Annotated in this window: 18 protein-coding genes; 7 read left to right on the plus strand and 11 right to left on the minus strand. The window is 72.3% G+C overall.

The window, feature by feature from the left end:
* The 7 genes from SM418_RS19760 to SM418_RS19790 form a co-directional block, all read right to left on the minus strand.
* Window positions 1-132: a hypothetical protein gene (locus tag SM418_RS19760; RefSeq protein ID WP_281181612.1), complete on the minus strand. Its 132-nt coding sequence runs from the start codon at window positions 130-132 to the stop codon at window positions 1-3.
* Window positions 132-1,838: an MmpA family trehalose lipid delivery protein gene (locus SM418_RS19765; protein WP_371942563.1), complete on the minus strand. Its 1,707-nt coding sequence runs from the start codon at window positions 1,836-1,838 to the stop codon at window positions 132-134. The genes SM418_RS19760 and SM418_RS19765 overlap by 1 nt, the downstream gene beginning before the upstream one ends.
* Before the next feature lie 35 nt (window positions 1,839-1,873).
* Entirely contained in the window at window positions 1,874-4,000 is a 2,127-nt protein-coding gene (locus SM418_RS19770) for an acyl-CoA dehydrogenase family protein (RefSeq protein ID WP_371942562.1), read from the minus strand.
* A gap of 69 nt (window positions 4,001-4,069) precedes the next feature.
* Entirely contained in the window at window positions 4,070-5,344 is a 1,275-nt protein-coding gene (locus tag SM418_RS19775) for a flagellar basal body-associated FliL family protein (protein ID WP_371942561.1), read from the minus strand.
* A 75-nt stretch (window positions 5,345-5,419) separates the two neighbouring features.
* On the minus strand, window positions 5,420-6,295 hold the full coding sequence (locus SM418_RS19780) for an EI24 domain-containing protein (protein ID WP_371942560.1): 876 nt from the start codon (window positions 6,293-6,295) through the stop codon (window positions 5,420-5,422).
* 11 nt (window positions 6,296-6,306) lie between these two features.
* Window positions 6,307-7,173: an SDR family NAD(P)-dependent oxidoreductase gene (locus SM418_RS19785; protein WP_371942559.1), complete on the minus strand. Its 867-nt coding sequence runs from the start codon at window positions 7,171-7,173 to the stop codon at window positions 6,307-6,309.
* A gap of 81 nt (window positions 7,174-7,254) precedes the next feature.
* Window positions 7,255-7,767, minus strand: a complete 513-nt coding sequence (locus SM418_RS19790) for a MarR family winged helix-turn-helix transcriptional regulator (RefSeq protein WP_371942558.1) — start codon at window positions 7,765-7,767, stop codon at window positions 7,255-7,257.
* 92 nt (window positions 7,768-7,859) lie between these two features.
* Between SM418_RS19790 and SM418_RS19795 the strand changes: the two genes are divergently transcribed.
* From SM418_RS19795 to SM418_RS19820, 6 genes are all read left to right on the plus strand, one after another.
* Window positions 7,860-10,124 carry an LLM class flavin-dependent oxidoreductase gene (locus tag SM418_RS19795; protein WP_371942557.1) on the plus strand — a complete coding sequence of 755 codons (2,265 nt, stop codon included), beginning with the start codon at window positions 7,860-7,862 and terminating at the stop codon, window positions 10,122-10,124.
* Between the two features lie 38 nt (window positions 10,125-10,162).
* Window positions 10,163-11,029: a TIGR03619 family F420-dependent LLM class oxidoreductase gene (locus SM418_RS19800; protein ID WP_371942556.1), complete on the plus strand. Its 867-nt coding sequence runs from the start codon at window positions 10,163-10,165 to the stop codon at window positions 11,027-11,029.
* A complete protein-coding gene (locus tag SM418_RS19805) occupies window positions 11,026-11,481 on the plus strand; it encodes a nuclear transport factor 2 family protein (RefSeq protein WP_371942555.1) in 456 nt (151 codons plus the stop codon). Before SM418_RS19800 ends, SM418_RS19805 begins: the two co-directional genes overlap by 4 nt.
* Window positions 11,482-11,555: 74 nt before the next feature.
* Window positions 11,556-11,981, plus strand: a complete 426-nt coding sequence (locus SM418_RS19810) for a Fur family transcriptional regulator (RefSeq protein ID WP_371942554.1) — start codon at window positions 11,556-11,558, stop codon at window positions 11,979-11,981.
* Window positions 11,978-13,462 carry a catalase gene (locus SM418_RS19815; protein WP_371942553.1) on the plus strand — a complete coding sequence of 495 codons (1,485 nt, stop codon included), beginning with the start codon at window positions 11,978-11,980 and terminating at the stop codon, window positions 13,460-13,462. The genes SM418_RS19810 and SM418_RS19815 overlap by 4 nt, the downstream gene beginning before the upstream one ends.
* Window positions 13,463-13,495: 33 nt before the next feature.
* Window positions 13,496-13,876, plus strand: coding sequence for an ankyrin repeat domain-containing protein (locus SM418_RS19820; protein ID WP_371942552.1), 381 nt, complete (start codon window positions 13,496-13,498; stop codon window positions 13,874-13,876).
* Window positions 13,877-13,987: 111 nt separating this feature from the next.
* On the opposite strand, the gene SM418_RS19825 is transcribed toward SM418_RS19820, so the two are convergent.
* The gene (locus SM418_RS19825; protein WP_371942551.1) at window positions 13,988-14,989 is read right to left on the minus strand and encodes an effector-associated domain 2-containing protein; all 1,002 of its coding nucleotides are present in this window, start codon (window positions 14,987-14,989) and stop codon (window positions 13,988-13,990) included.
* Window positions 14,990-15,551: 562 nt separating this feature from the next.
* On the opposite strand from SM418_RS19825, the gene SM418_RS19830 reads away from it, so the two are divergent.
* Window positions 15,552-16,772, plus strand: a complete 1,221-nt coding sequence (locus tag SM418_RS19830; protein WP_371942550.1) for an FxsB family cyclophane-forming radical SAM/SPASM peptide maturase — start codon at window positions 15,552-15,554, stop codon at window positions 16,770-16,772.
* A gap of 19 nt (window positions 16,773-16,791) precedes the next feature.
* Here the strand turns inward: SM418_RS19830 and fxsT are convergent, their stop codons facing one another.
* Genes fxsT through SM418_RS19845 form a run of 3 tightly spaced genes read right to left on the minus strand, consistent with a single transcriptional unit; the run spans window position 16,792 to window position 23,483 of the window.
* Window positions 16,792-20,961 carry an FxSxx-COOH system tetratricopeptide repeat protein gene (gene fxsT, locus SM418_RS19835; protein WP_371942549.1) on the minus strand — a complete coding sequence of 1,390 codons (4,170 nt, stop codon included), beginning with the start codon at window positions 20,959-20,961 and terminating at the stop codon, window positions 16,792-16,794.
* Window positions 20,958-21,980 carry an AAA family ATPase gene (locus tag SM418_RS19840; protein WP_371942548.1) on the minus strand — a complete coding sequence of 341 codons (1,023 nt, stop codon included), beginning with the start codon at window positions 21,978-21,980 and terminating at the stop codon, window positions 20,958-20,960. Before SM418_RS19840 ends, fxsT begins: the two co-directional genes overlap by 4 nt.
* A 24-nt stretch (window positions 21,981-22,004) precedes the next feature.
* Window positions 22,005-23,483 carry a VMAP-C domain-containing protein gene (locus tag SM418_RS19845; protein WP_371942547.1) on the minus strand — a complete coding sequence of 493 codons (1,479 nt, stop codon included), beginning with the start codon at window positions 23,481-23,483 and terminating at the stop codon, window positions 22,005-22,007.
* Window positions 23,484-23,487: the final 4 nt, after the last annotated feature.

Here is a 23,487-nt window from a genome sequence, read left to right on the forward strand (position 1 = left end):
TCACCGGGAGCCGTAGTTGTACAGCGGCTTGATGACCGGGTCCTGCTGGGAGGCGTTCACGAGTTGGACCGTGCCGAACGACGCTCCAGCGGCGAGCAGAACGCCGACCACTGCGGCGATGGCGATGCGCATCAGGGGGTCCTTCGTCGATGCTGGGGGCTGCGAGCCTTGGTACTGCCGAGTAATGGAAGGCTCAGAGTAGTGCCTGGGGCCAGAATTGACCAGATAACGACCAGACTCACGATGCCCCAGGCGGCCGCCACGGGCGCCGCCGGCACTCGCTCCCCGGCCACCTCCGCGACCCCATCGATCCGGTAGACGACGAGGTCAGCGCTTCTCATGACCTCGACCGCCGCCCCGGACGGCCGGATCGCGCCGGTCTCCGCGTCGACCACGACATAACGTATTCCCTCGTCACGCAGCGCCGCGGCGGGCGGAGCCCCGCTCTTCGCGATCGGCGTGAGCCGGACGGCCCTCGGATCCTCCTGCGGGACGGTCGTGCCGTCCACGATGACGGCGTCGTCCACGATGACGCGCCGATGCAGGTAGCGGGGCAGTGGGTCGAGCACACGACGACCGTGGTTCCAGGCGTAACTCCGGTACGACGCCCACGGCAGAACCAGCACGTCGCCCTGCTCAGGGTCGCGGTCAATGATCTGCCGCGCGCGCGCCCAGCCGTCCGGATACTGGACGGCCCGCAACTCGCCCGCCGCGCCCCACGCCAGGGTCGGCAGGAGGAACACCGGCACTGCCGTCGCCGCCGCGGCCACTCCCGGCCATCTCGCCTCGGCGGCCCGGTCGGCGGCCACGCCGACCCCCACCGCGATCACCACGGCGAGCGGCGCGACGTACTGCTGCCCGTCCCGCAGCACGGCGAACCCCGGCCAGAGGCCGATGAGCGCTTCGAGGACGGGCGCGGCGACCGCTCCCAGCGCCGCGATCACGAAGCCGACCACCGCCGCGACGGCCGCGCCGCGCCACCAAACGGGCTGCCTGCCCCACTTCCAGTAGGCGATGAGCGCGATGACCACCACGAGCAACCAGACCGTGGCCGTCACCGGCGCCCCGTAGCCTCTCGGAACCGTCTCGCCGTTCCACACGCCGCCGAGCAGGAGCAGGCTCCCGAGCGTCCCGAACGGCGTGTCCGCCCTGGACGCGAACAGATCGACGGCCGCGCCGTCCCCCGGTAGCCCCGCCGGCCGCAGCGCCCCGGGCACGAGCCACGGCAGACTCAGCAACACCACCGCCGCGACGACCTGGAGACCAGCGCGGCCACGGGCGCGGCCGGTCGTCAGGGCGACGGCGAGGGCGGTGATTCCGGTGACGGTCAGGGCGGCGAAACCACCGACGGCGGCGGGGAGCAGGGTGCGGACGAGGCGCCGGCCGCCGCCGGGCTCGTCCACGCGGGCGGCGGCGGCCACCACCCAGGGCAGGGCCGCGTAGCCGAGCAGCAGCGCCCACTGGCCGAGGAGGAGCCGTTCGGCGACGAACGGGTTCCAGGCGTAGCAGACCCCGGCGGCGAGGCGCGGCAGGAGGCGGCGGGACGGCACCAGCGACGCCGCCGACGTGCTCGCCATGACGAAGACCGCCAGCAGCACGAGCTTCTGCACGATGTCCGCCGGGACGACGGCCGCGAGCGCGGTGACGAACGCGTCGCTCGGGACGTGCCTGGGCACGATCCCGGTCATCCCGAACGTCAGGTCCGTGAACGCGGGATCGGGCACGAACACCATGTCGTACGACAGCACGAACCCGGGTGCGAGCCCCGGCCCGAGTGCCGCAAGCCCGAGCCCCAGCCCGGTCAGTGCGGCCACCAGGTGCCGCGTCCGCTCCCCCATGTGAGCCTGGACGCTACCTCATGCCGGTCTGGGCCCTACCCCACCGGTTCAGGGTCCCGCGGCAGCCCCAGGATGCGCTCGCCGATCACGTTGAGGTTGACCTCCGTAGTCCCCCCGCCGATGGTCATCGCGCGGGACGCGAGAAGGTAGAAGGTCCAGCGGGCGCGCAGGTCGGCCTTCCGGCCGCCGGTCAGCGCGCCGTCCTCGCCGAGGAGGGTGAACCCGAACTCGGTGACCTGCTGGCCATGCTCCATCGCCACGAGTTTCCGGACGTTCGCCGTCGCGCCCGGGTCCGTCCCCGAAAGCTGCTTCAGGGTGGCGCGGAGGCCGAGCAGGTTGAACGAGTGCTCGTCGCAGACCAGGTTTCCGATGCCGTCGCGGACGACCGGGTCGCCGTCCAGGCCGAGCCCGGCGGTGAGGTCGAGCAGCTTGGGCACGTTGCCGCCGAGCTGGAAGCTGCTGGTCAGGCCGACGCGCTCGTTGGCGAGGGTGGTGCGCGCGACGCGCCAGCCGGCGTTGACCGGGCCGACGACGAGGTCGTCCGGGACGAACACGCCGTCCAGGAACACCTCGTTGAAGACCGCCTCGCCGGTGCATTCGCGCAGCGGGCGGATCTCGATGCCGGGCGACGTCATGTCCACGAGGAAGTAGGTGATGCCGTCGTGCTTGCGGCGGTCGGGGTCGGTGCGGGCGATGCAGATGCCCCACTGCGACTCGCGGGCGAGGGACGTCCAGATCTTCTGGCCGGTGATCTTCCAGCCGCCCTCGACGCGCTCGGCGCGGGTGCGCAGCCCGGCGAGGTCCGAGCCCGCGCCCGGCTCGGAGAACAGCTGGCACCAGATGATCTCGCCGCGCAGCGTCGGCGGCAGGAACCGCTCCTGCTGCTCGGGCGTCCTGTACTGGACCAGCGACGGGACGACCCACCCCGCGATCATCAGCGGCACCGGGCGCACCTTCGCCGCCTTCAGCTCCTGCTGGATCACGATCTGCTCCAGCGGCCCGGCGCCCCGTCCCCACGGCTCGGGCAGGTGCGGCGTCACCCAGCCGCCCTCCGCCATCGCGGCCCGCTGCTCGAGGAACTCCATCGAGGCCAGTTCGGCGACGCGGGCGCGGATCTCCGCGCGGACCGGCTCGGCGTCCTCGGGCAGTTCGATGCTCATCGGCCGCCGGACGCCCTGCACCGCGAGCGCGGCGACATCGGCCCTGTGCTTGCTGGCCCGCCCCAAGAGCGCGCGGACCGTCATGGCCCGCCGGTAGATGAGGTGGGCATCGTGCTCGTAGGTGTAGCCGATGCCTCCATGAACCTGGATGTTGCCCTCAGCGCAGGTGACCGCGGCGTCGGCGGCCAGCACCGCTGCTACCCCGACGGCGTAGGCACGCTGTTCTTCTGGCTCGTCCAGAGCGCGCGCGGCGTCCCACACGGCGGCCCTGGCACGCTCGACCGCGATGAGCATCCGGGCGCACTTGTGCTTGACGCCCTGGAACTGGCCGATCGGACGGCCGAACTGCTCGCGGAGCTTGGCATAGGCGACGGCGTCGTCCAGGGCCCGTCCCGCCACGCCGCAAGCCTCCGCACCCAGCAGAACGGTTGCGAGGGCGTGCGCGTCCACCCGGTCGTAGAAGCGGTCGACGGTCACGCCGTCCACGGTGACCGACCCAACGGGACGCGTGATGTCGAGTGACTCCAGATCCCCTACGGTCACATCCGCCCGGTCTAGGACGACCCAGCGGTCGCCGGCCGGAAGGACGAACACGTCGGCAAGCGGGGCACCCAGCACGGGCTGCACCGCGCCCGAGACCGTCGAGCCGTCCACGTCCAGGCTGCCGGACAGCGCAACCGCGGCGGTTCGGGATCCGTCCGCCAAGCCGGAGACGTCGGCTCCGCAAGCGTGCAGGATCGCGGACGCCAGCACGGTCGGGGTGTACGGGCCCGGGGCGAGCACCCGGCCGAGCTCCTCGAGCGCGACGGCCTGCTCCAGGATGCCGAAGCCCTGCCCGCCGGCGTCCTCGGGCAGGTGCAGGCCGGGGAGCCCCTGGGCGGCGAGCGCGGGCCAGAATCCGGCGTCCGCGTCCCGCGCGGTTCGCGGGGTGATGTTCCGCTCCGCGAACCCGCGCACCGACGCCGCCAGCGCCTCGTGCTCCTCCGTCAACCCGATCGCCATGGCCACACCTTTCCTCGGACGTGGCCACAGCCTATTAGAACGTCATTCGGTTGTCAGGGCGCGGTCCGGTCAGGACGCGATCTTCAGGTGGGCGAGGAACTCGTGCAGGTCCGGCCACCGCTGCTTGTGCGTGTTCGGCATCGACGCGAACACCACCGCGGGGGTCGGGCGGCCCGTGTCGATCACGCCGGTCGCGACGATCTCGCCGGTCGCCCGCACCCCGTCCCGCTGGTAGGTCAGGTACGAGGCGATCAGCCAGCCCTGGTGCCCGCCCACGGTCAGCGCCTGCGACGCCAGCGGCGCCGCCTTATGCGGGAACGCGTAGTACTGCGCCTCGTACCCCTGCGCGACCAGGGCCGCGACGTTCTTCACGCTCTTCGGGCCCTCGTAGGCGCTCAGCAGGCTCGGATGCAACGTGCCGGTCAGCAGCTGGCCGTACCAGAGCTGCTGGGGGAGCCGCTCCGTCACCATGATCTGCTGCCCGGACCATCCCGACGTGCCCAGCTTGTTCTTCTTCGTCGGCACCTGCCAGGGCGCCGCGAAACGCGGGTAGGCCAGCCCGGAATGGGCGTCGTTCACCATCCCGAGCATCCGGCTCGGCGTGCCGCGGAACTTCGCGAGCGGCTTGTCCGGCGGCAGCTTGACCTGCGCCGCCTGGGACTCCTCCGCCGCCGCCCGCTGGTCGGCGTTGCCGGACGGCGCCGCGGGCTCGTCGTCGCCGGACTTCATGAAGTAGACGGCGCCGGCCGCGAGCAGCGCGACCACCAGCAGCCCGACCCCGCCGAAGAGCATCAGCCGGGACCGGCCGCGGCCCCCCTCCAGCACGTCCCGGGACGGCTTCGGCGAGCCGCCGAGCTTGGCATCGGCGGACTCCTCGTCCGCCATCCACTCCGGCATCTGCCAGTTGCCGCTGCTCGGCTTGCCCGGCTTGGCGGGCTGCCCCGACCCGGTGGGGACGGCCGGAACGTAGTTGGACTCAGAGTCGGAGTCGGAGTCGCCCGCTCCTCCCTCGTCGAAGAGCGACCCCTCCCACTGGGGCGCGTCCTCCTCGGGGGCGACGGGCGCGACCTTGACGTCGTCGGCGTCGCGGTCGTCGGCCTCCTTGGACGGGGGGCCCTCGACCCTGCCCCACACGTCATGGGACGGCGCGTCCTCGTCGGAGTCGGCGGGGCCGGGCGGGTCGGCGGGGCCGGTCGGGGCGGGCATGAACACCTCGGGAACCTTGGGCTCGGGGAAGACCGCCTGCGGTCCGGTCGCACCCTCGGCGCCGGACGCCCGCCGGGACTCGTCCGGCGGCTCGCTCATATCGGTCCAGCGCACACCGCGCTCCCCCTGATCGGACATGCGGCACACGTTACGCCAAGATCAGGAGTGGCCATCCCGCGCGCAATCACGCTCAGGACACATCTTTCTATCGCCTCAGTGATGCCTTGTCGTACCGCCCTCACCCGCTGCGACCAGCGGATCGTCCGCCAGGCGTTCCCGCGCCATCAGGGTGGCGCCCGCCACCGCGCCCGGCATGGCGAGCACCACGCCCAGCGGGATGAGGAACACCACAAAAGTCGCGGCGCCGAACCCGACCACCAGCGGCCGGTGCGCCTTCATCCGCGCGAACCGCTCCTTGCGCAGGATCCCGCGCCGTTCCAGCGCGATCGAGGTCAGCTCGCCCGCCAGGAAGTAGCCCGACACGAGCGCCGCCACCACCGGGACGACCGTCTGCCCCACCACGGGCAGGAACCCGCACGCGAAGAACACGACCGTGAACGCCAGCACGATGGCCCCGATGATCAGCGTGTCCTTGATCGCCCGCCCGATCTGGACGAGCAGCGGGACGTCCGGCTCCGGCGGCGCGCCGCCCTGCGACTCCTCCACCCGGACCGCGATGGCCTCGTAGAACGGGTCCCCCACCAGCAGCGTCACCGCGGTGAACGTGGTGATCGCCAGGAACAGCGCCGACCCGTACAGGGCGATGCCGGCGACGACCCGCGCGGACGTCCGGGCCCCGTCCGACCAGCCGTCGGCGAACCCCGTCACCCACCCGGCCAGGTCGTCGATCTGGAGCGCCAGGAAGACCAGCGCCGCCGCGTACACGATCAGCACGATCAGCGCGGGGATCAGGCCGAACAGCCACTGCGCCGGATGCCGCGCCATCCACCCCATGCCGCGCAGCAGGTACCGGGCGCCGCCGAACAGATCCTTGACCGCGGACGGCTTCGCGGGTGGCGGCGCGGGCATTCGGGGGGCCTGCGGCGGGTTCGGGACGCGCGACGGGTTCGGGACGTGCGGTTGGCTCACGCACGTAGACCCTATAGTGCGGGCAAACCCACGAGGTGGGCTGAATGCTCCCAAATCGCCCGTTGCAGGCCCGGATTCTTCAGCGGACCCGCCTTCGGCAGCAGCCCGGCGCCCGGCGTCGAACTGTGGAAACCGCCGCTCCGCCCCTCGAACTCCTCGTCCAAAGCGAGCCGCAGCGCCATCCGCGCCCCCTGCGCCGACGTCCGCATGAACGGGGTGCGCGCCAGGAGCGCGCCGACCCGTCCGGCGCCGGGCACCTCCCTGAACAATCCGGTCGCCACGGCGCCCGGGCACATCGCGTTCACCGTGACCCCGCTGCCCTCCATCCGCCGCGCGAGTTCCTGCGCGAACAGGATGTTGAGCAGCTTGGACCGTCCGTAGACGCGCGCCGCCCCCGCCGGCCCGTAGAACCCGGGCTCCGCCAGCCGCTCGACCTCGAACCGGTCGGCCTGCCGGTGCGCCTCCGACGCGACGACCACCACCCGCGACGGCGCGCCCTTCTCCAGCAGCCCCAGCAGCAGGTTCGTCAGCAGGAACGGCCCCAGATGGTTCGTCGCGATCATGCGGTCGTACCCGTCCGCGCTGACCTTGGCCCGCAGCAGGTGCACGCCCGCGTTGTCGACCAGCACGTCCAGCCGGTCGAACCGCTCCTCCAGCGACGCCGCGACCCGCCGGACGTCCAGTTGCACCGACAGGTCCCCGAGGAACGTCTCGACCTGCGCGCCCGGCACGTCCCGCGCCAGCTCGTCCACCGTCGCGGCGGCCCGCAGCTCGTTCCGGCAGACGATCGCCACCAGGTAGCCCGCCCGCGCCAGTCCCCGGGCGATCTCCTTCCCGATCCCGGACGTCCCGCCGGTCACCACCGCGATCTTCGCCATCCCCTCACCGAACCACCCCGTCCACCCGCACGGCAAGGGACGTCCGGCCCTCATCCGCCGGACGCCGCGGGAGGGCCGACGTCAGCGGGCGCCGCCGGGGAGGGAGCGGGCGGTGGAGACGCAGCGGTCGGCGGTGGAGTCGTTGGCCGAGGCGGCGCGTTCCAGCAGGACGAGCAGGACGTCGCGGTCGGCCGGCGGCAGCGTGGACAGGAGATCGGCCTCGGCCTCGCAGACGCGGGCGTCGAGGTCGGCGAGGACGGTGCGGCCCTTGTCGGTCGGGACGACGCGCCGGTTGCGGCGGTCGGCCGGGTCGGGCCGGCGCTCCAGGAGGCCGCACCCCTCGAAGGCGTCGAGCAGGTAGGTCATGACGGTGCGGTCGATGCCCAGCCGGCCGGCGAGGTGGGCCTGCGTGGGCGGTGCGTCGTGGACGACCGCGGAGAGCACCTGGTAGCCGCGCACGCCCTGCGGCAGAGCCTCCGCGACCGCTTCGACACGGGCGGTCCACTCGCGCAGGAGGACGGTGAGCGACCAGCCGAGGAGGAGACGGCTCTCCGCGGCTGCCTGGTCTTCTGGGGCTGCCTGGTCGATGCCCATGGATCCAGGGTAACCGGAATCTTCTGCCCATCAGACGTGTTGCTTCCAATACAGTCTGCCGAACAGATGATTTCTCAGCGAGGAGCCGGACCGTGGACTACGGCCATGACCTGACTTTCGGGGCGTTCCTGACCCCGGACAACCGCGATCCGCAGGGCCCGGTCCGGCTGGCGCAGGAGTCCGAGGCCGCCGGACTGGACCTCGTGACCTTCCAGGACCACCCCTACCAGCCCGCCTTCCTGGACACCTGGACGCTCATGTCCTGGGTCGCGGCCTCCACCGAGCGGGTCACGGTCTCGGGCAACGTCCTGAACGTCCCGCTGCGGCCTCCGGCGGTGCTGGCCCGCGCCGCGGCGTCCCTCGACCTGCTGTCCGGCGGCCGGTTCGCCCTCGGCATCGGCGCCGGCGGCTTCTGGGACGCGATCGCCGCGATGGGCGGCGACCGCCTGACACCCGGCGAGTCGGTGACCGCGCTAGGCGAGGCCATCGAGATCATCCGCGGGATCTGGGACGCCGGCGAGCGCGCCGTCCTCAAGGTCGACGGCGCGCACCACCGGGTCGCCGGGGCCAAGCGCGGCCCGGCGCCCGCGCACGACATCCCGATCTGGGTCGGCGCGTACAAGCCGCGGCTCCAGCGGCTGATCGCCCGCCGGGCCGACGGATGGCTGCCGTCCCTGAGCTACCTGCGGGACGGCGACCTCAAGACCGGCAACACGATCATCGACGAGGCGGCCGGGGAGGCCGGACGCGATCCCGCCCGGATCCGCCGCCTGCTCAACATCGCCGGCCGGATCTCCGCCGTCTCGGACGGCCCGCTGCACGGCCCCGCCGACCAGTGGGCGGAGGAGCTTGCGGCCCTCGCCCTCGACGACGGCATCGGCACGTTCATCCTCGCCTCCGACGACCCCGAGGACCTCCGCACGTTCGGCGAGGAGATCGCCCCGGCCGTCCGCGAGGCCGTCGCCCGCGAGCGCGGAACGTCGGGCACCCTCCCCGCCGCCGCCCGGCGCGAGCGCGCCGTCCTCGCCCGCCGCCGCGACGGGATCGACTACGAGCGGGTCCCGGCGAGCCTGGCGTCCCGCGCCGTCGAACCCGGCGACGCCGCCTTCGGCTCGCTGCGCCACAACTACCTGCGCGCCGGATCGCCCGGCCTGATCCTGCGTCCCGCGAACCCGGGCCAGATCGTCGACGGCCTCGCCTACGCCCGGACGCAGGACGTGCCGCTCGGCATCCGGTCAGGCCGCCACGGCATCAGCGGGCGCTCCACCAACGACGGCGGCATCGTGCTCGACCTCGGCGCGCTCGACACCGTCGAGGTCGTCGACCCGGCCACCCGCCGCGTCCGGCTCGGCGCGGGGGCCCGCTGGGGCCAGGTCGCCCGCGCCCTCGCCCCCCGAGGCTGGGCGATCAGCTCGGGCGACTACGGCGGCGTCGGCGTGGGCGGCCTCGCCACCACCGGCGGGATCGGCCTGCTCGGCCGCGCCTACGGCCTCACCGTCGACCATGTCGTCGCCGCCGAGGTCGTCACGGCGGACGGCCGGATCCTGCGCGCCTCCCCCGAGGAGAACCCCGACCTGTTCTGGGGCCTGCGCGGCGCCGGCGGCAACCTCGGCGTCGTCACCTGGGTCGAGGTCGAGGCGATGGAACTCGGCGACGTCGTCTTCTCCCAGCTGACGCTCGACGCGAGTGACACCTCCGGCCTGCTCCAGCGCTGGGGCTCCGCAGTCGAGGCCGCGCCCCGCGAGCTGACCAGCTTCCTCATCCTGGGGGGCGCCCGCGCCGGGCAGCCCGCCACCGCCCACCTCATGAGCGTCTACGCCGGTTCCGACACCGACGCCGCCGTCCGCGAACTGGAACGCCTCGCCGAGGCCGGTCCCGTCCTGGACCACCGGGGCTACCTCATGCCGTACGCCGGTGTCATCCAGGAAGGGGACGCCCCTTACACCGGCGGCGGGAGCCCGTCCGTCCGCTCGGGCCTGGTGACCCGCCTCGACGCCGAGACCGCCGACGCCTACGCGGCGCTCGCCCGATCGGGGGCGTCGTACTTCACCCAGATCCGCGCCACCGGCGGCGCCGCGCACGATCTGCCACCGGACGCCACCGCCTACCCGCACCGCCACCAGAACTTCCTGCTCAGCGCCATGGGCGCCGCCCAACCGGCCCTCGACACGGCCTGGGACGCCCTGGTCGCCCCGCACACCGACGGCCTCTACCTCTCCCTGGACACCGACACCCGCCCCGAACGCCTCCACGACGCCTTCGCCGCGAACCTCGACCGCCTCCGCCGCGTCAAGCGCGCCTACGACCCCGCCAACGTCTTCAACGGCAACTTCCCCATCCCACCCGCCGACCACTGACCCTGGCACGGGACTAGAACGGGTTCTAGTATCCGGGTATGAGGTTCACCTACGCCGAGGCGATGACCGATCCGTCGTTCTACGTGCCGCTGGCCAAAGCCGCCGAGGAGGCGGGCTACACCAGCATGTCGGTCGCCGACTCCGTGGTCTATCCCCGGGAGTCGGACTCGACCTACCCCTACACCGCGGACGGCAACAGGGAGTTCCTTGAGGACAAGCCCTTCATCGAGACGTTCATCCTCATCGCGGCCCTGGGCGCGGTGACCACCAGGCTGCGCTTCACGCCGTTCGTCCTCAAGCTCCCGATCCGCCCGCCCGTTCTGGTGGCGAAGCAGGCGGCGTCCATCGCCTGCATGACCGGCGGGCGGCTCGGCCTGGGCGTCGGCCTCAGCCCGTGGCCGGAGGACTTCCAGGTGATGGGGGTGCCGTGGGAGAAGCGCGGCAGGCGGATGGACGAGGCGATCGACATCCTGCGCGGCCTCAGCACCGGCGACTACTTCGAGTTCCACGGCGAGCACTTCGACCTCCCCGCGATCAAGATCACCCCCGCCCGTCCCTTCCCGATCCTCGTCGGCGGGCACTCCGAGCCGGCGCTGCGGCGCGCGGTCGTCCGCGGGGACGGCTGGATGCACGCGGGCGGCGACGACCTCGACGACCTCCTGACCAGGCTGGACAACATCCGGAAGCAGGAGGGCAAGGCCGGCGACCCGTTCGAGGTCCACGTCATCTCCATGGACGCGTACACGCCCGACGGCGTGAAGCGCCTGGAGGACAAGGGCGTCACGGACGTGATCGTCGGCTTCCGGATGCCCTACGCCAAGGGGCCCGACACCGAACCCCTGGACAAGAAGATCGAGAACCTCGAACGCTTCGCCGAGACGGTCATCGCGAAGGTGGGACCATGAAACAAGAACACGTTACAGAAGCCATCGCGTGGAACGCCCCCGACGCCGACCACCCGGCACGCCGCGCCGCCCTCGCGTCCATGGCGGCCGTCATCGGGGGCCGCAAAGACGCATGGCTGGCGCTCTTCGCCCCTGACGCCCTGGTCGAAGACCCAGTGGGCCCGTCCTTCCTGGACCCCTCGGGTGACGGCCATCGGGGCACCGACGCCATCAGCGCCTTCTGGGACAACTTCATCTCCACCATCGCCGGCTTCCGTTTCACCATCGCCGACTCCTTCGCCAACGGCCCCTGCTGCGCGAACGTCGCCACGATCACCACCACCATGCCGGACGGCTCCACGATGACGATCGACTGCGTCCTGATCTACACGGTGAACGAGGAGGGCCTGATCCGGTCCCTGCGCGCGCATTGGGAGCCCGACCGGGCGATGGCCACCATCGCCCGGTCCTGACTTCCGGAGAGCGACCAAGTTCTGAACTCATCGTTTATTTGACTGATTCCAGAAAAGCTGGTTAGCTCCAGCTCATGCCGACCATCGACGCCGCCGCCCTCCTGCGGGGAGCGGACCTGCGGGTGACCCGCCAGCGGGTCGCCGTGCTTGCGGCCGTCACGGCGAATCCCCACTGCGACGCCGACTCCGTCGCGACGGCCGCCCGGCGGGAACTGGGCTCGGTCTCGACCCAGGCGGTCTACGACGTGCTGCGCGCGCTCACCGAGGCCGGCCTCGTCCGGCGCATCGAACCGGCCGGCTCGCCGGCCCGGTTCGAGACCCGCACGGGCGACGACCACCACCACCTGGTGTGCCGCGCCTGCGGAGCCATCGCCGATGTCAGGGCCGTGGCCGGTGAGGCCCGGTGCCTCGACGTCCAGGACCCGCGAGGATTCGCGCTCGACGCCACCGAAGCGACGTTCTGGGGCACCTGCCCTGACTGTCTCGCGACCCGCACATGAGAACCGAAGAGGAGCGAACCGTGCCTGAGAACAACCAGAAGCCGCTGACCACCGTCGCGGGCGCGCCGGTGCCCGACAACCAGAACTCGGTGACCGCCGGGCCCCGCGGTCCGATGCTCCTGCAGGACGTGTGGTTCCTGGAGAAGCTGGCGCACTTCGACCGCGAGGTCATCCCGGAGCGCCGGATGCACGCGAAGGGCTCGGGCGCCTTCGGCACGTTCACGGTGACCAACGACATCACCCGGTACACCAGCGCCAAGATCTTCTCCGAGGTCGGCAAGCAGACCGAGATGTTCGCGCGCTTCTCCACCGTCGCCGGCGAGCGCGGCGCGGCCGACGCCGAGCGCGACATCCGCGGCTTCGCGCTGAAGTTCTACACCGAGGAGGGCAACTGGGACCTCGTCGGCAACAACACCCCGGTGTTCTTCTTCCGCGACCCGCTGAAGTTCCCCGACCTCAACCACGCCGTGAAGCGCGACCCGCGCACCAACATGCGCGACCCGGAGAACAACTGGGACTTCTGGACGAACCTCCCCGAGGCGCTGCACCAGGTCACGATCGTGATGTCCGACCGCGGCATCCCGGCGTCCTACCGCCACATGCACGGCTTCGGCTCCCACACCTACAGCTTCGTCAACGCCGAGGGCGAGCGGTTCTGGGTGAAGTTCCACCACCGCACCCAGCAGGGCATCAAGAACCTCACCGACGCCGAGGCCGCGGAGCTGATCGGCCGGGACCGCGAGTCCCACCAGCGCGACCTCTTCGACTCCATCGAGAGCGGCGACTTCCCGAAGTGGAAGCTGTACGTCCAGATCATGCCGGAGGCGGAGGCGGACACCTACCGCTACCACCCCTTCGACCTCACCAAGGTCTGGTCGAAGAAGGACTACCCGCTGATCGAGGTCGGCGAGTGGGAGCTGAACCGCAACCCCGCCAACTACTTCGCGGACGTCGAGCAGGCCGCGTTCACCCCGGCGAACGTCGTCCCCGGCATCGGCTACTCGCCCGACAAGATGCTGCAGGGCCGGCTGTTCTCCTACGGTGACGCGCAGCGGTACCGCCTCGGCGTGAACCACCACCAGATCCCGGTGAACGCGCCGAAGAGCCCGGTCAACTCCTACCACCGCGACGGCGCCATGCGCGTCGACGGCAACCAGGGCGCCACGCCGGGCATCGAGCCGAACTCCTATGGCCGCTGGCAGGAGCAGCCCGCCTACCGCGAGCCGAGCCAGGCCGTCGGCGCGGTCGCCGACCGGTTCGACTTCCGGGAGGACGACGACAACTACTTCGAGCAGCCCGGCATCCTGTTCCGCAACATGTCGCCCGAGCAGCAGCAGGTGCTCTTCGAGAACACCGCGCGGGCGATCGACGGAGCCTCCCAGCCGACCGTCGAGCGGCACATCGCCAACTGCACCCAGGCCGACCCCGCCTACGGCGAGGGCGTCCGCAAGGCGATCGAGGCACTCGCGGCCGGACGCTGAGCACGGCGGGTACCGGCTGAAAGGGAGGGAACCATGAGCGCACTGACCCGGGAGCAGACCGACCGCGTCGTGGCGATCGCGCTGGATCTGGCGCGCGACGGCGACACCCGCCAGCTGGCGGAGTTCGTCGACCACGGCCTGCCGGTCGACGCTGCGGACGCGTCCGGGAACACCCTGCTCATGCTCGCGGCCTACCACGGCCACGCCGGGACGGTCCGCGCCCTCCTCGACCGCGGCGCCGACCCGGACCTGCGCAACGACCGCGACCAGTCCCCCATCGCCGGCGCCCTGTTCAAGGGTGCGGACGAGGTCGTCGCCGTCCTCCGCGAGGCGGGCGCCGACCTGGACGCGGGCACCCCGACCGCACGGGCCGCCGCCGACCTGTTCGGCAGGACCCACCTCCTGGCCGGCTGACCCACGCGGCAGGAGAGGCCGCCTCCGCCTTCACCGGCGGAGGCGGCCTCTTCGCATGTCCATGCCGACGCTAGTGCCGTCACCGCGGCCAGACGTCACCACAGCCAGACGTCACCGCGGCCAGGCGTCGTCCGGCGGTGGCAGGAGCGACCGGGCGATCGTCTGCTCCAGCCGGCGCACCGCCATCGACTCGCCCACGAACCCCTGGACCGCCTGCAGGAGCTGCCGCAACCCGCCCGAATAGTCGAGGCACGTCCGGACGATGGCGAACAGGTCGGCGCGCGCCTCCGCCGACCGGGGCACGACCCCGGCGATCTCCAGCGACAGCGCCGCGACGACCTGGTCGCGTCCGCGCTCGGCGCGGAGCCGGGGGATCTCCAGCAGGCCGTCCACGATGCGGAACATGTCCGGCAGCGGGATGTCCGGCAGCGGGGTGTCGGCCGACGGCTCGGGCGCGCTCTCCCATCCGGGCACCGCGGGAACCGCCCCGGCCCGGCGGACGGGCCGTCCCCCCGGCACCATGACCCACGCGTCGTCGGAGGTCTCCTTCACCTGGACCCTGACCCGGTAGTAGTCGCCCGGATCGACGAGCCCCCGGCCGTGGCGCACCACGTCGTCGTACACCCGCCGCGAGACGATCAGCGCGATCCCGGTCTCGGCCGCGGCCACCGCCTCCTTCAGCGGCGCCGCGTCCAGCAGCCGGAACGCGTGCGTGAGCGCCGTGCTGACGATGCCGCGCCCGTCCGACTCGGCCTCGCCGACGTTGACGGCGACCCGCAGGCGCATCCGCGCGGGCTCGCTCGCGGCCTCGTTGTGATGCCGCACTTCGGCGCGCAGCCGGCCGACCACCGCCGTCAGCAGCAACTCCGTCCTGACGTCGGGCGGTAGGACGACCATCACCCCGTCCCCGCGGTCCTCGTGATAGCAGTCGTCCAGCCGGAGCCCGGCCTCCGCCAGGCTCCGGTCGAGCCCGTCGTACATCGCCTTCCGCACCCGGACCCGCACCGGATCGACGCGGGAGGCGTCACTGAAGCCGGCGATGTCGCAGACGAGGAACGAGCACATTCCCCCCGGCCGCCATCCTCCCGGGGCCGGGCGCATGGTCTCCGTCACGGGCACCTCACCGATGTTCGCTGCCGATCCCACTGTGCAACCCTCGGCCGACCCCCGCAACAAAAGTGCGTCAACCGTCACACTCCACCCATCCCGTCATGCCCCGCAGATGCGGCGACCGGCAGGAGGCCGCGAGGGAATGGTCGCCACCAGAACAGGTATCGGCAACGCGCCGCACCGTCCACCGCCGAAGACCCGCCGCCCGGCATGCCGCCGCGAGCAAATCCACGGCGAGTCATTTTGCGGATCCACGCACAGGAGAGCCTTGGGTCCATATGATCGTCGCGTCGCGACTAGGCTGATGCCCCTGAACCCACCGAGGGAGCGCGACGCATTTCCGTTACGCGGGACAAGAGGGGGAGACGGCCGTGCTGGTCACTCATGGCAGCGCATCAGAATCCAGCGACGTCGCGGGCGCCTTCCCCTGGACGCCTCCCACCCTCGACGAGTTGGACGCCGCGGAACCCCCCACCGGAACGGTCCTGAGCGAAGCCGTCGTGCGCGCCGGCACCGAGCGCCGTGACCCCCGGCCAGTCCGAGCGGTCTTTGACAACCGCATGTGATGCACGGGGCCGAATCCGCCGAATGGCCGCTTAACGGCCTCGACATTCCTGCGCTCCAGGCGGGCGGATGGCGGCCCGTGCCGTTCTCGGAGTTCGTGCTCAAGATTCACGGCCGCTGCAATCTGGCCTGCGATTACTGCTACGTCTACGAGGGCGCGGACCAGACGTGGCGAGCGCGGCCGAGCGCGATGCTGCCCGAGGTGCTCGACGCGACGGCGGCAAGGGTCGCCGAGCACGCCCGAGACCATGCCCTCGCCAACGTGACGATCGTCCTCCACGGGGGCGAACCGCTGCTGGCCGGCAAGGGCGCCATCGCCGCGGCCGTCGCCCGGTTCCGCGCCGCCGTCCCGCCGTCGTGTGACCTTGAGGTGAGCACGCAGACGAACGGGGTGCTGCTCACCGACGCGATGCTGGCGATGCTCGACGAGCACGATGTGGGGGTATCGGTCAGCCTCGACGGCGACCGCGCCGGGCACGACCGGCACCGGCTCCGCGCCAACGGGCGCGGCAGCCACGCCGACGCCATGCGCGGCCTGAATCGGCTCGCGGGCTCGCACCGGAGGCTCTACCGGGGGCTGCTGTGCACGGTGGACCTCGACAACGATCCGATCCGGACGTACGAAGCCCTGCTGGAGACGCGGCCGCCCCGCGTCGACTTCCTGCTTCCGCACGGAACCTGGACGGCCCCGCCGCCCCGCCGCCCCGTCGACGGCGGCGGCACACCCTACGCCGAGTGGCTCATCGCGGTGTTCGACCGGTGGTACCGCGCACCGCGCAAGGAGACCGGCGTCCGGCTGTTCGAGGAGATCATCAACGTGCTGCTCGGCGGGCAGAGCCGGAGCGAGAACGTCGGCCTGTCCCCGGTGGCCATGCTCGTCGTCGACACCGACGGGACGCTCCAGCAGGTCGACTCGCTGAAGACCTCCTACTCCGGGGCGCCCGAGACCGGACTCACCGTCTTCGATCATCGCTTCGAGGACGCGCTGTGGCATCCCGGCGTGGTCGCGCGGCAGATCGGCCGCGCGGCGCTCCCCGCCACATGCGGGACGTGTGCCGTGCGCGACGTCTGCGGCGGCGGCGCCTACGCGCACCGGTACCGGGAAGGGCGCGGCTATCTGAACCCGTCGGTCTACTGCCCGGACCTGATCAAGCTGATCGGGCACATCGGCCGGACCGTCCGGCACGACCTCGCCCTCGCCCAGCCCGCCGGGAGCCGCTGACCCGCCGAGAGCGCGGGCCTCACAGGGCGGTGGGCTCGATGTCGCATTCGAGCAACTCGCCGCGTTCGGCGGCGCGCACCTCCGGATGGTCGCGGCCGAGCACCCGCGCCAACCGGGCCAGGACGGGGCCGACGTCGCGCTCGCCGCCGCCCATGGCGGCTCGGGCGCGCTCCAGGTTGAGCGTGACGGCGAGCGAGTAGTGGTGCCGCTCGCCGAGAGACGCGATCAGTTTCTCCGAGACGTCCTGCAGCAGCCGGACGGCGGCGTCCAACTCACCGAGCCGGTAGTAATCGTTGGCGAGCCCCACGGTGGCACACAGCGCGTAGTAGTGATTCGCCCCGAGAATCCCGGCCTTGAGGTGCGACAGCGCGGCCTGGTCGGTCTCCTGCGCCGCGTACACGTCCGCCAGCCGCCGCAGCACGACCGCCCTGTCGACGGCGCAGACGTGCACGAACGGGTGCTCCTCCCCCATCACCCGGCGATAGCCGTCCAGTGCCTCGTCGATCAGCACCAGCGCCTGGGCGGGCCGTCCGATCGCACTCGTGGCGAGCGCCAGGCAGACCCTGCTCGCCAGCGTGTTCGGATGCTCCTCGCCGAACCGCCGGACATTGACGGCGAACGTCTCGGCGGCCAGGCGGTGCGCCCCCTGGAACCGCCCGAGCTTCCGCAGCGTGCCCGCGTGGCTCATCTTGGCCTGCAGGACCATCGAATGCCCGGGGCCGAGGACGGGCTGCAGGTCGGCCAGACTTTCCGCCTGCATCGCGAAGGCCTCGTCGTACAGCCCCAGCGCGTGCATGTCGCGCGCCAGATGATGGGTGATACGGAACCGCTGCCGGTATGCCTGGCCGGGTTCGGTCTGCCTGCGCCAGACCTCCAGGTCGATGTCGTAGGCCTCCTGGAATCCGCCCAGGATTCGCAGGTCGACGGCGAGATTGGTGGCAGCGAGCTGGGTGTTGGACGCACCGTCCCCGTACAACTGGCGCATGCGGCGCCAGGCGTCGAGGTCGACGTTGTAGGCCCTGCGGAACTCGCCCCGGAAACGCAGGTCCGCGCCGTATCCGGTGGCGGCCAGGAGCGTGTGCACGTTGTCGGCGCCGAACTTGCGCTGCGTCCGGGCCAGGTTGTCCTCGCTGAGGTCGGCGGCCGCCCGGTTGTCGCCGAGGCCGCGCAGGGCGTTCGCAAGGACGCGGGAGATGTCCAGCACCGCCTCGTCGTCCGGCCCGTACCGCTCAAGCCACTGGTGGAGCGCGGTCTCCGCCAGCCGCCGGCTGCCCTCGTACTCGCCCGACTGGTACAGGTACTTCGCCTGGTCGATGCCCACCAGGCGGATCTCGGCGGCACCCGCCTCGAACACCCCGGACGGAACGACATGCGGGGTGATCTCGGAACGGCGCTCCCACGTCGACTCCACCTCCGGCTCCTCGTCCGGGGTCGCCGCGGCCAGCATCGCGTGGACGTGTCCCTGGACCCGGCGCCGCCCGTCCTCGCCGAGCCGGTCGTTGAGGATGGCCCGGACGAGCCGGTGGATCTGGAGGGTGGCCGACTCGTCGTCGAACCGGGCGAGGGAGAACCGCGCTATCGCGCGCATCGCGTCCCGCAGCCGCGTCTCGTCGGCCAGCAGCGCCGCCAGCTCGGCGGGCAGTGCCGCCGATCCGCCCGCCGCGAGGAGCCGGCAGGACACCGGTTCCGGGCCGAAGACGGCCCACAGCTCCAGCAGCGCCCAGGCGACCGGGTCCTCGTCCTGGAGCAGATCGAGGTTCAGGCTCACCCCGGCCGCCAGCGACACCGGCAGATCGTCGCCGGACGGGGCCGCCGAGGCGATGTCGGTGAGGCGCCGGTCGAACAGCCGCAGGTAGTCCTCCACGGTGCCGTCGGTGACGGCCTGCCACGCCGCGGCCTGGTGGACGGCCAGGGGAAGGTCGCCGACGCGTTCGGAGAGCATGTCGGCCTCGGCCTCCGACAGGCGCGGCACCAGCCGGCGGAGCAGCGCGATGCTCTCCGGCCGTTCGAAGACGTCGACGTCCACCGCGGACGCGTGCCGCTCCCAGCTCCGGTCGCGTGAGGTCACCAGCACGTGGCGGCCGGGCCCGAGGCCCTGCCCGGGCGCGTCGAACGCCGCGGGGATCAGCGGGACGACCTGGTCGGGGTCCTGCGCGTTGTCGTAGATCAACAGCCATCGTCCGTAGGGCCGGCCGTCGCGCAGCGCCCGCAGGACGTCGTCGACCGTCTCCTTGATGTCGTCGCTCATCGGCATGTCGAGCCGGCGTGCCAGCACCGCGAGCGCCGCCCGCGCCGACGTCGTCTGCTCGGCCGGAATCCACCACACCAGGTCGTAGTCATCGGCGTGGCGGTAGGCGTACTCCACCGCGAGATTGGACTTGCCCTCTCCGCCGATGGCGAACTCCGACCGCGGCAGGAGCGCCGCCATGCCGCCGCGCAACGCCTCCCGGACCGAGGTGAGCAGGCGGTCGCGTCCGACGAAGTCCTCGTTGCGGCCCGGCAGCCACCGGCACGGCACCGGGGCGGGCTCGGCGCGCGCCGGCACCTCCCTCATCGTGGCGGACGCCGGCCCGGCGTCCGCGTGCCCGAAGCCGGTGTCGGGCGGCGCCTCGGGCCCGGCCCCGCCCGCCAGCTGCTTCGCCAGCCGGCGGTACGGCCCGCCGAGGCCCACCAGCGCCTGGGCCGCCACCTGCGCGAACGGCAGTTCCGGCGGGAGCTGCGCCTCGCCCCGGCGCACCGCGGCGAGCAGTGCCGGGAAGTCCAGGGACGAGCCGATGCGATCGCGGACGACGCCCCACACCGCGCGCAGCACCTGGAACACCTCGCGCCTGCGCAGCCCCTGGAGCAGGATCTCCCGGACTCCGTCGTGGAACTCGTAGGCGATCTCCTCCTCGCCGCCGCCGGACGGACGGCCGACCATCCGCAGCAGGCCGCTGAGGAAGACCTCGGCCAGGTCGGCCGACGTGGAGTCCGGCAGCATCGCCCGCTGCACGAGGCGCATGACGGGCAGCCTCAGCGGGGCCGCCGCGAGGAACGTGGCGAGCTTGAACGCCGCAGGCGAGGAGGACGCCCGGAACTGCTTGACCCGCATCTCCGGCGAGACGGCGTCCTCGACGGCATCGGCGGGCGGCGGGGCCGCCACCGCCCGGCCGGTGAACACGGCGGCGCCCATGACGTCCCGGCCGCCGCGGGCGACCATGCCCGCCCACGACCGCAGCCAGCGCTCGCTCAGCTCGACCACCGGGATCGCTATGCCCTGGGGACCGTCGTCGAGCAGCCGCGGCGTCGCCCGCGCCACGGTCAGCGCCTCGTTGGCCACCGCCGGCCCGGACGCGCCGAACCGCACCGGTTCGATCGCCGCGGCGGTCCGCCACCACAGCCGCTGCGGCAGCGGCTGGACGATCGCGACGGCGCCGGCGCGGCCCCACCGGTCGAGCAGCTCGGCGGCCCGGCCGTCCTGCCAGGCCGAGCCGATGCAGTCGCTGACGACCAGGACGAGGCGTCGGCGCGTCGGGTCGACCAGCTCGTCCGGATCGCGCTCGGCCCCGACGCCGAAGGCCGAGCCGGTGCGCAGGGACAGCCTGCGCGCACCGGTGTCCAGGTACCACGTCCGCATGTCGCGGAACGCGCCGAGCTGCTGCAGCAGCAGCCTCAGCTCGTCGACCGTCTGCCGCCACACGACCATCGACGGGCCGACGTCCGCGACCAGCGCGAGATCGTGCCGCCGTTCCAGCGCCGGCACCATGACGGGCTCGCACACGCCGGTCTCGGCGATGCGCTGCGCGGTCGCCGCCTCGTCCAGATGCCTGCGGGTCGGTGACGGCACGGTCGCCCGCAGCGGCCGCAGGGCACGCGACAGCGGCAGCGTCCGCGAGATGGCCGGCATGGCGGGCATGCGGACGGGGAACGCGGTGGCCGGCACGTCCTGCCCGGCCAGGTACAGCCCCGCCTCCACCGCCCGCGGCGGCGCCGGCTCGTGCTCGGGCGGGGCGGACGGCTCCGGCGGAGGGACGGGCGGCGGCGCCGGCCCGGCGGGCGCGTCGTCCGGCTCGCCCTCGCCGCCCGCCGCCAGATGGGTCGGGCCCTCCCGCGTCCGGAACCAGTCGGCGAGCCACAGCGCGTCCGCCAGCTCCTCGGCCGTGGGCTGCGGGTCGAGCGCCCGCAGGGCCTCGACGAGCTGCCCGATCATCCCGCGCCGGGCCTCTCGATGGGGCGGAGCACCGTGTCGAGGATCTCCTGCAGCTTGGTCTCGGGCGGCCTGCTCCCGGACGTCGCGAGGTAGACGGCGTTGAGGAGCTGGTCGGTGGCGAGCGCCCCGTCGGCGCGGCGGGCGAGGAAGTCCTCGATGAGCGGGTCGCTCGCCGCCCTGGCGTCCGCGCCGAGATGCGCCTCGATGATCTCCGCGAGCCGGTCCCGGTCGGGCGGCTCGATCACCAGCCGGACGCATCGGCGCAGGAACGCGGGCGGGAACTCGCGCTCCCCGTTGCTGGTGATGATGACGATGGGGAAGTTCCCGCACCGCACCTCGCCGCGGTCGATCGGCACGCGCGGGCCGCCGTCGGCGGTCATCACGTTGATGCGCGACTGCTCCTCGGGCAGCCGCTGCAGCTCCAGGATGCTGAACCGGCCCTCCTCGAAGACGTTGAGCAGGTCGTTCGGCAGGTCGATGTTGCTCTTGTCCAGCTCGTCGATGAGCAGGACGCGGGGCAGGTCTCCGGGCAGGAGCGCGGTGCCGAGCGGGCCGAGCCGGATGTAGCGGCCGATGTCCGGCGGCTCGGCCGTGTCCGCCTGTCCGCCCGTGCCCCGCAGGCTGGTCTCGTGCAGCCGGCCGATCGCGTCGTAGTCGTAGAGCCCGGTCCGCAGTTCGGTGTTGCTGGTGATCGACCAGTACAGGACCGAACCGAGCCCGAGTTCGTAGGCGACGTTGTAGGCGAGGGTGGACTTGCCCGATCCGGGCTTGCCCGTCACCAGTAACGGGCGCCGCAGGAGGATGGCCGCGTTGACCCGGTCGACGACCGATTCGTCCGGCCGGTAGGAGATCGCCTGCTGCAGGTCCCGCTGCCGGCGTCCGGCGGCCGCGTCCTCCGGGCTGAACCGCCGCCACGGCGGTGGCGGCGGGAGCCGCCGCACCCGCTCGTGCGGTCTGCTGTCGCCCCGGTAGATGCGCCAGTCACCGTCGAGGCCACTGGTCTCTGGTTCTGTCGTCATGGACGCCTTCCCGGGGTGACGGTGCTACGCGGGTGGTCTGAGCCGCACGTACGGCTCGGGGATTCGGTCGGCATCATCGAACAGAAGCGTCAGGTGCAGCCCGAGATGGCCGGATCCGGCACCGGCGGAGCCGCTCGACAGGGCCTGCCGGCGAAGTTCCATCGTCCGGCGCGGCAGCTTCATCAGGTCCGACGCCAGCAGTTCCTTGACCTCCCTGGCGAACTGGGCGGGGTCGCGCCCGTCCCGGCACCAGGCGATGACGGGGATGCCGGCGACCAGCCCGACCCAGTGCTCGTCCGTCTCGTCGCTCGCACCGCCCCACGGCGGGAAGGCGAGCGCCACGACGGCCGTGGACGCCCCGGACAGTCTGGAGAACAGCTCCTCCTTGCCCTGCTCGCCCGGCCGGGTGACCAGGCAGACCGGGGCGTCGACCGAGTGGCCCGCCAGCCACTCCCATTTGTGCCGCCACTCGTGGTGGATGGCGGCCATCCGCATCCGGTCGAGGCTGCGCACCACCACGGGATGCCGGATGCCGATGCGGTGCTCGACCCCCGCGATGTCGATCATGGACTGCTCGATCGGCGCGTCCAGCAGGTCGCGGGGCAGGATGAACTCGATCGTGAGGTCGGGGCCGGGCCGGCCGATCACCGAACTCTCCGCGGTGAGCAGCCGTTCGAGCAACTCGGGGATCCGGCTGAGCGGCAGCGCCTCGTCGCCGCACCGCAACTGGCTGCCCGGTTCGCGGCCCACCTGGAGCCACGCGGTGACCAGGTAGCGGTCCTCCTCCAGCGCGTCCGGCGCGCACTCGATGACCAGGTAGTTCTCGGACGGTTCCGGTTCGCCGCGCGTCACCGCCGGAACCCGGTCCGGCGGGACGATGGCGCCGTCCAGGCCCAGCGCCGCGACCTGGCGGCGCACCCAGTCGCGGAAGGCGGCCGCCGTCGGATAGCCCGCGTAGTCGGCCAGGTCGTTCACGAACACCAGAAGGGGCGGGGTCTCGTCGCGCCCGTCGGGCATCTCCTCCAGCAGGGCGACGACGTCGTGCAGGCTGCGGATCTCGCGGTCGAGCTCCGGCCAGGCCGGTCCGACCGCCCGCCGGTAGAGCATCGGGAACCTGCCGAGATGGGTCAGGCTCGGGTCCGTCCGCTCCAGCGAAGTGATCAGCTCGTGCAGTTCGCGCCGTTCGGTCTGGTCGAGCCAGGGTTCGGGGAGCAGTTCGGCGACCAGCTCACCGAGCGCCCGCACTGACAGGCTGTTCGGATAGAACGTCCGCAGGATCCGCACGAGCGCGTGCGCCGCGCCCGGATAGTTGAGCAGGGCGTCGACCAGCGCCCACACGTCGAGCATTTCCTTGTCGTGGTGCACGTAGTGCAGTCGGTGCCCGAGATCGCGCTCCAGTGCCTGCACATGGACGGCCCGCTCCCGCTGGACGCTCATCGCGTCGACGCGACGGATCGCCTCGACGAGCCGATGCTGATCATCGACGTTCAGCGACGTGATCAAACGC

The sequence above is a fragment of the Actinomadura chokoriensis genome (assembly GCF_041463665.1).
Lineage (GTDB): Bacteria > Actinomycetota > Actinomycetes > Streptosporangiales > Streptosporangiaceae > Spirillospora > Spirillospora chokoriensis_A.

What these genes read in the sequence shown, in the direction of transcription:
- SM418_RS19760 (WP_281181612.1), bottom strand. Translation starts at nt 132, where the DNA reads ATGCGCATCGCCATCGCCGCAGTGGTCGGCGTTCTGCTCGCCGCTGGA.
- SM418_RS19765 (WP_371942563.1), bottom strand. Translation starts at nt 1,838, where the DNA reads ATGGGGGAGCGGACGCGGCACCTGGTGGCCGCACTGACCGGGCTGGGG.
- SM418_RS19770 (WP_371942562.1), bottom strand. Translation starts at nt 4,000, where the DNA reads ATGGCGATCGGGTTGACGGAGGAGCACGAGGCGCTGGCGGCGTCGGTG.
- SM418_RS19775 (WP_371942561.1), bottom strand. Translation starts at nt 5,344, where the DNA reads ATGTCCGATCAGGGGGAGCGCGGTGTGCGCTGGACCGATATGAGCGAG.
- SM418_RS19785 (WP_371942559.1), bottom strand. Translation starts at nt 7,173, where the DNA reads ATGGCGAAGATCGCGGTGGTGACCGGCGGGACGTCCGGGATCGGGAAG.
- SM418_RS19790 (WP_371942558.1), bottom strand. Translation starts at nt 7,767, where the DNA reads ATGGGCATCGACCAGGCAGCCCCAGAAGACCAGGCAGCCGCGGAGAGC.
- SM418_RS19800 (WP_371942556.1), top strand. Translation starts at nt 10,163, where the DNA reads ATGAGGTTCACCTACGCCGAGGCGATGACCGATCCGTCGTTCTACGTG.
- SM418_RS19805 (WP_371942555.1), top strand. Translation starts at nt 11,026, where the DNA reads ATGAAACAAGAACACGTTACAGAAGCCATCGCGTGGAACGCCCCCGAC.
- SM418_RS19810 (WP_371942554.1), top strand. Translation starts at nt 11,556, where the DNA reads ATGCCGACCATCGACGCCGCCGCCCTCCTGCGGGGAGCGGACCTGCGG.
- SM418_RS19815 (WP_371942553.1), top strand. Translation starts at nt 11,978, where the DNA reads ATGAGAACCGAAGAGGAGCGAACCGTGCCTGAGAACAACCAGAAGCCG.
- SM418_RS19820 (WP_371942552.1), top strand. Translation starts at nt 13,496, where the DNA reads ATGAGCGCACTGACCCGGGAGCAGACCGACCGCGTCGTGGCGATCGCG.
- SM418_RS19830 (WP_371942550.1), top strand. Translation starts at nt 15,552, where the DNA reads ATGCACGGGGCCGAATCCGCCGAATGGCCGCTTAACGGCCTCGACATT.
- fxsT (WP_371942549.1), bottom strand. Translation starts at nt 20,961, where the DNA reads ATGATCGGGCAGCTCGTCGAGGCCCTGCGGGCGCTCGACCCGCAGCCC.
- SM418_RS19840 (WP_371942548.1), bottom strand. Translation starts at nt 21,980, where the DNA reads ATGACGACAGAACCAGAGACCAGTGGCCTCGACGGTGACTGGCGCATC.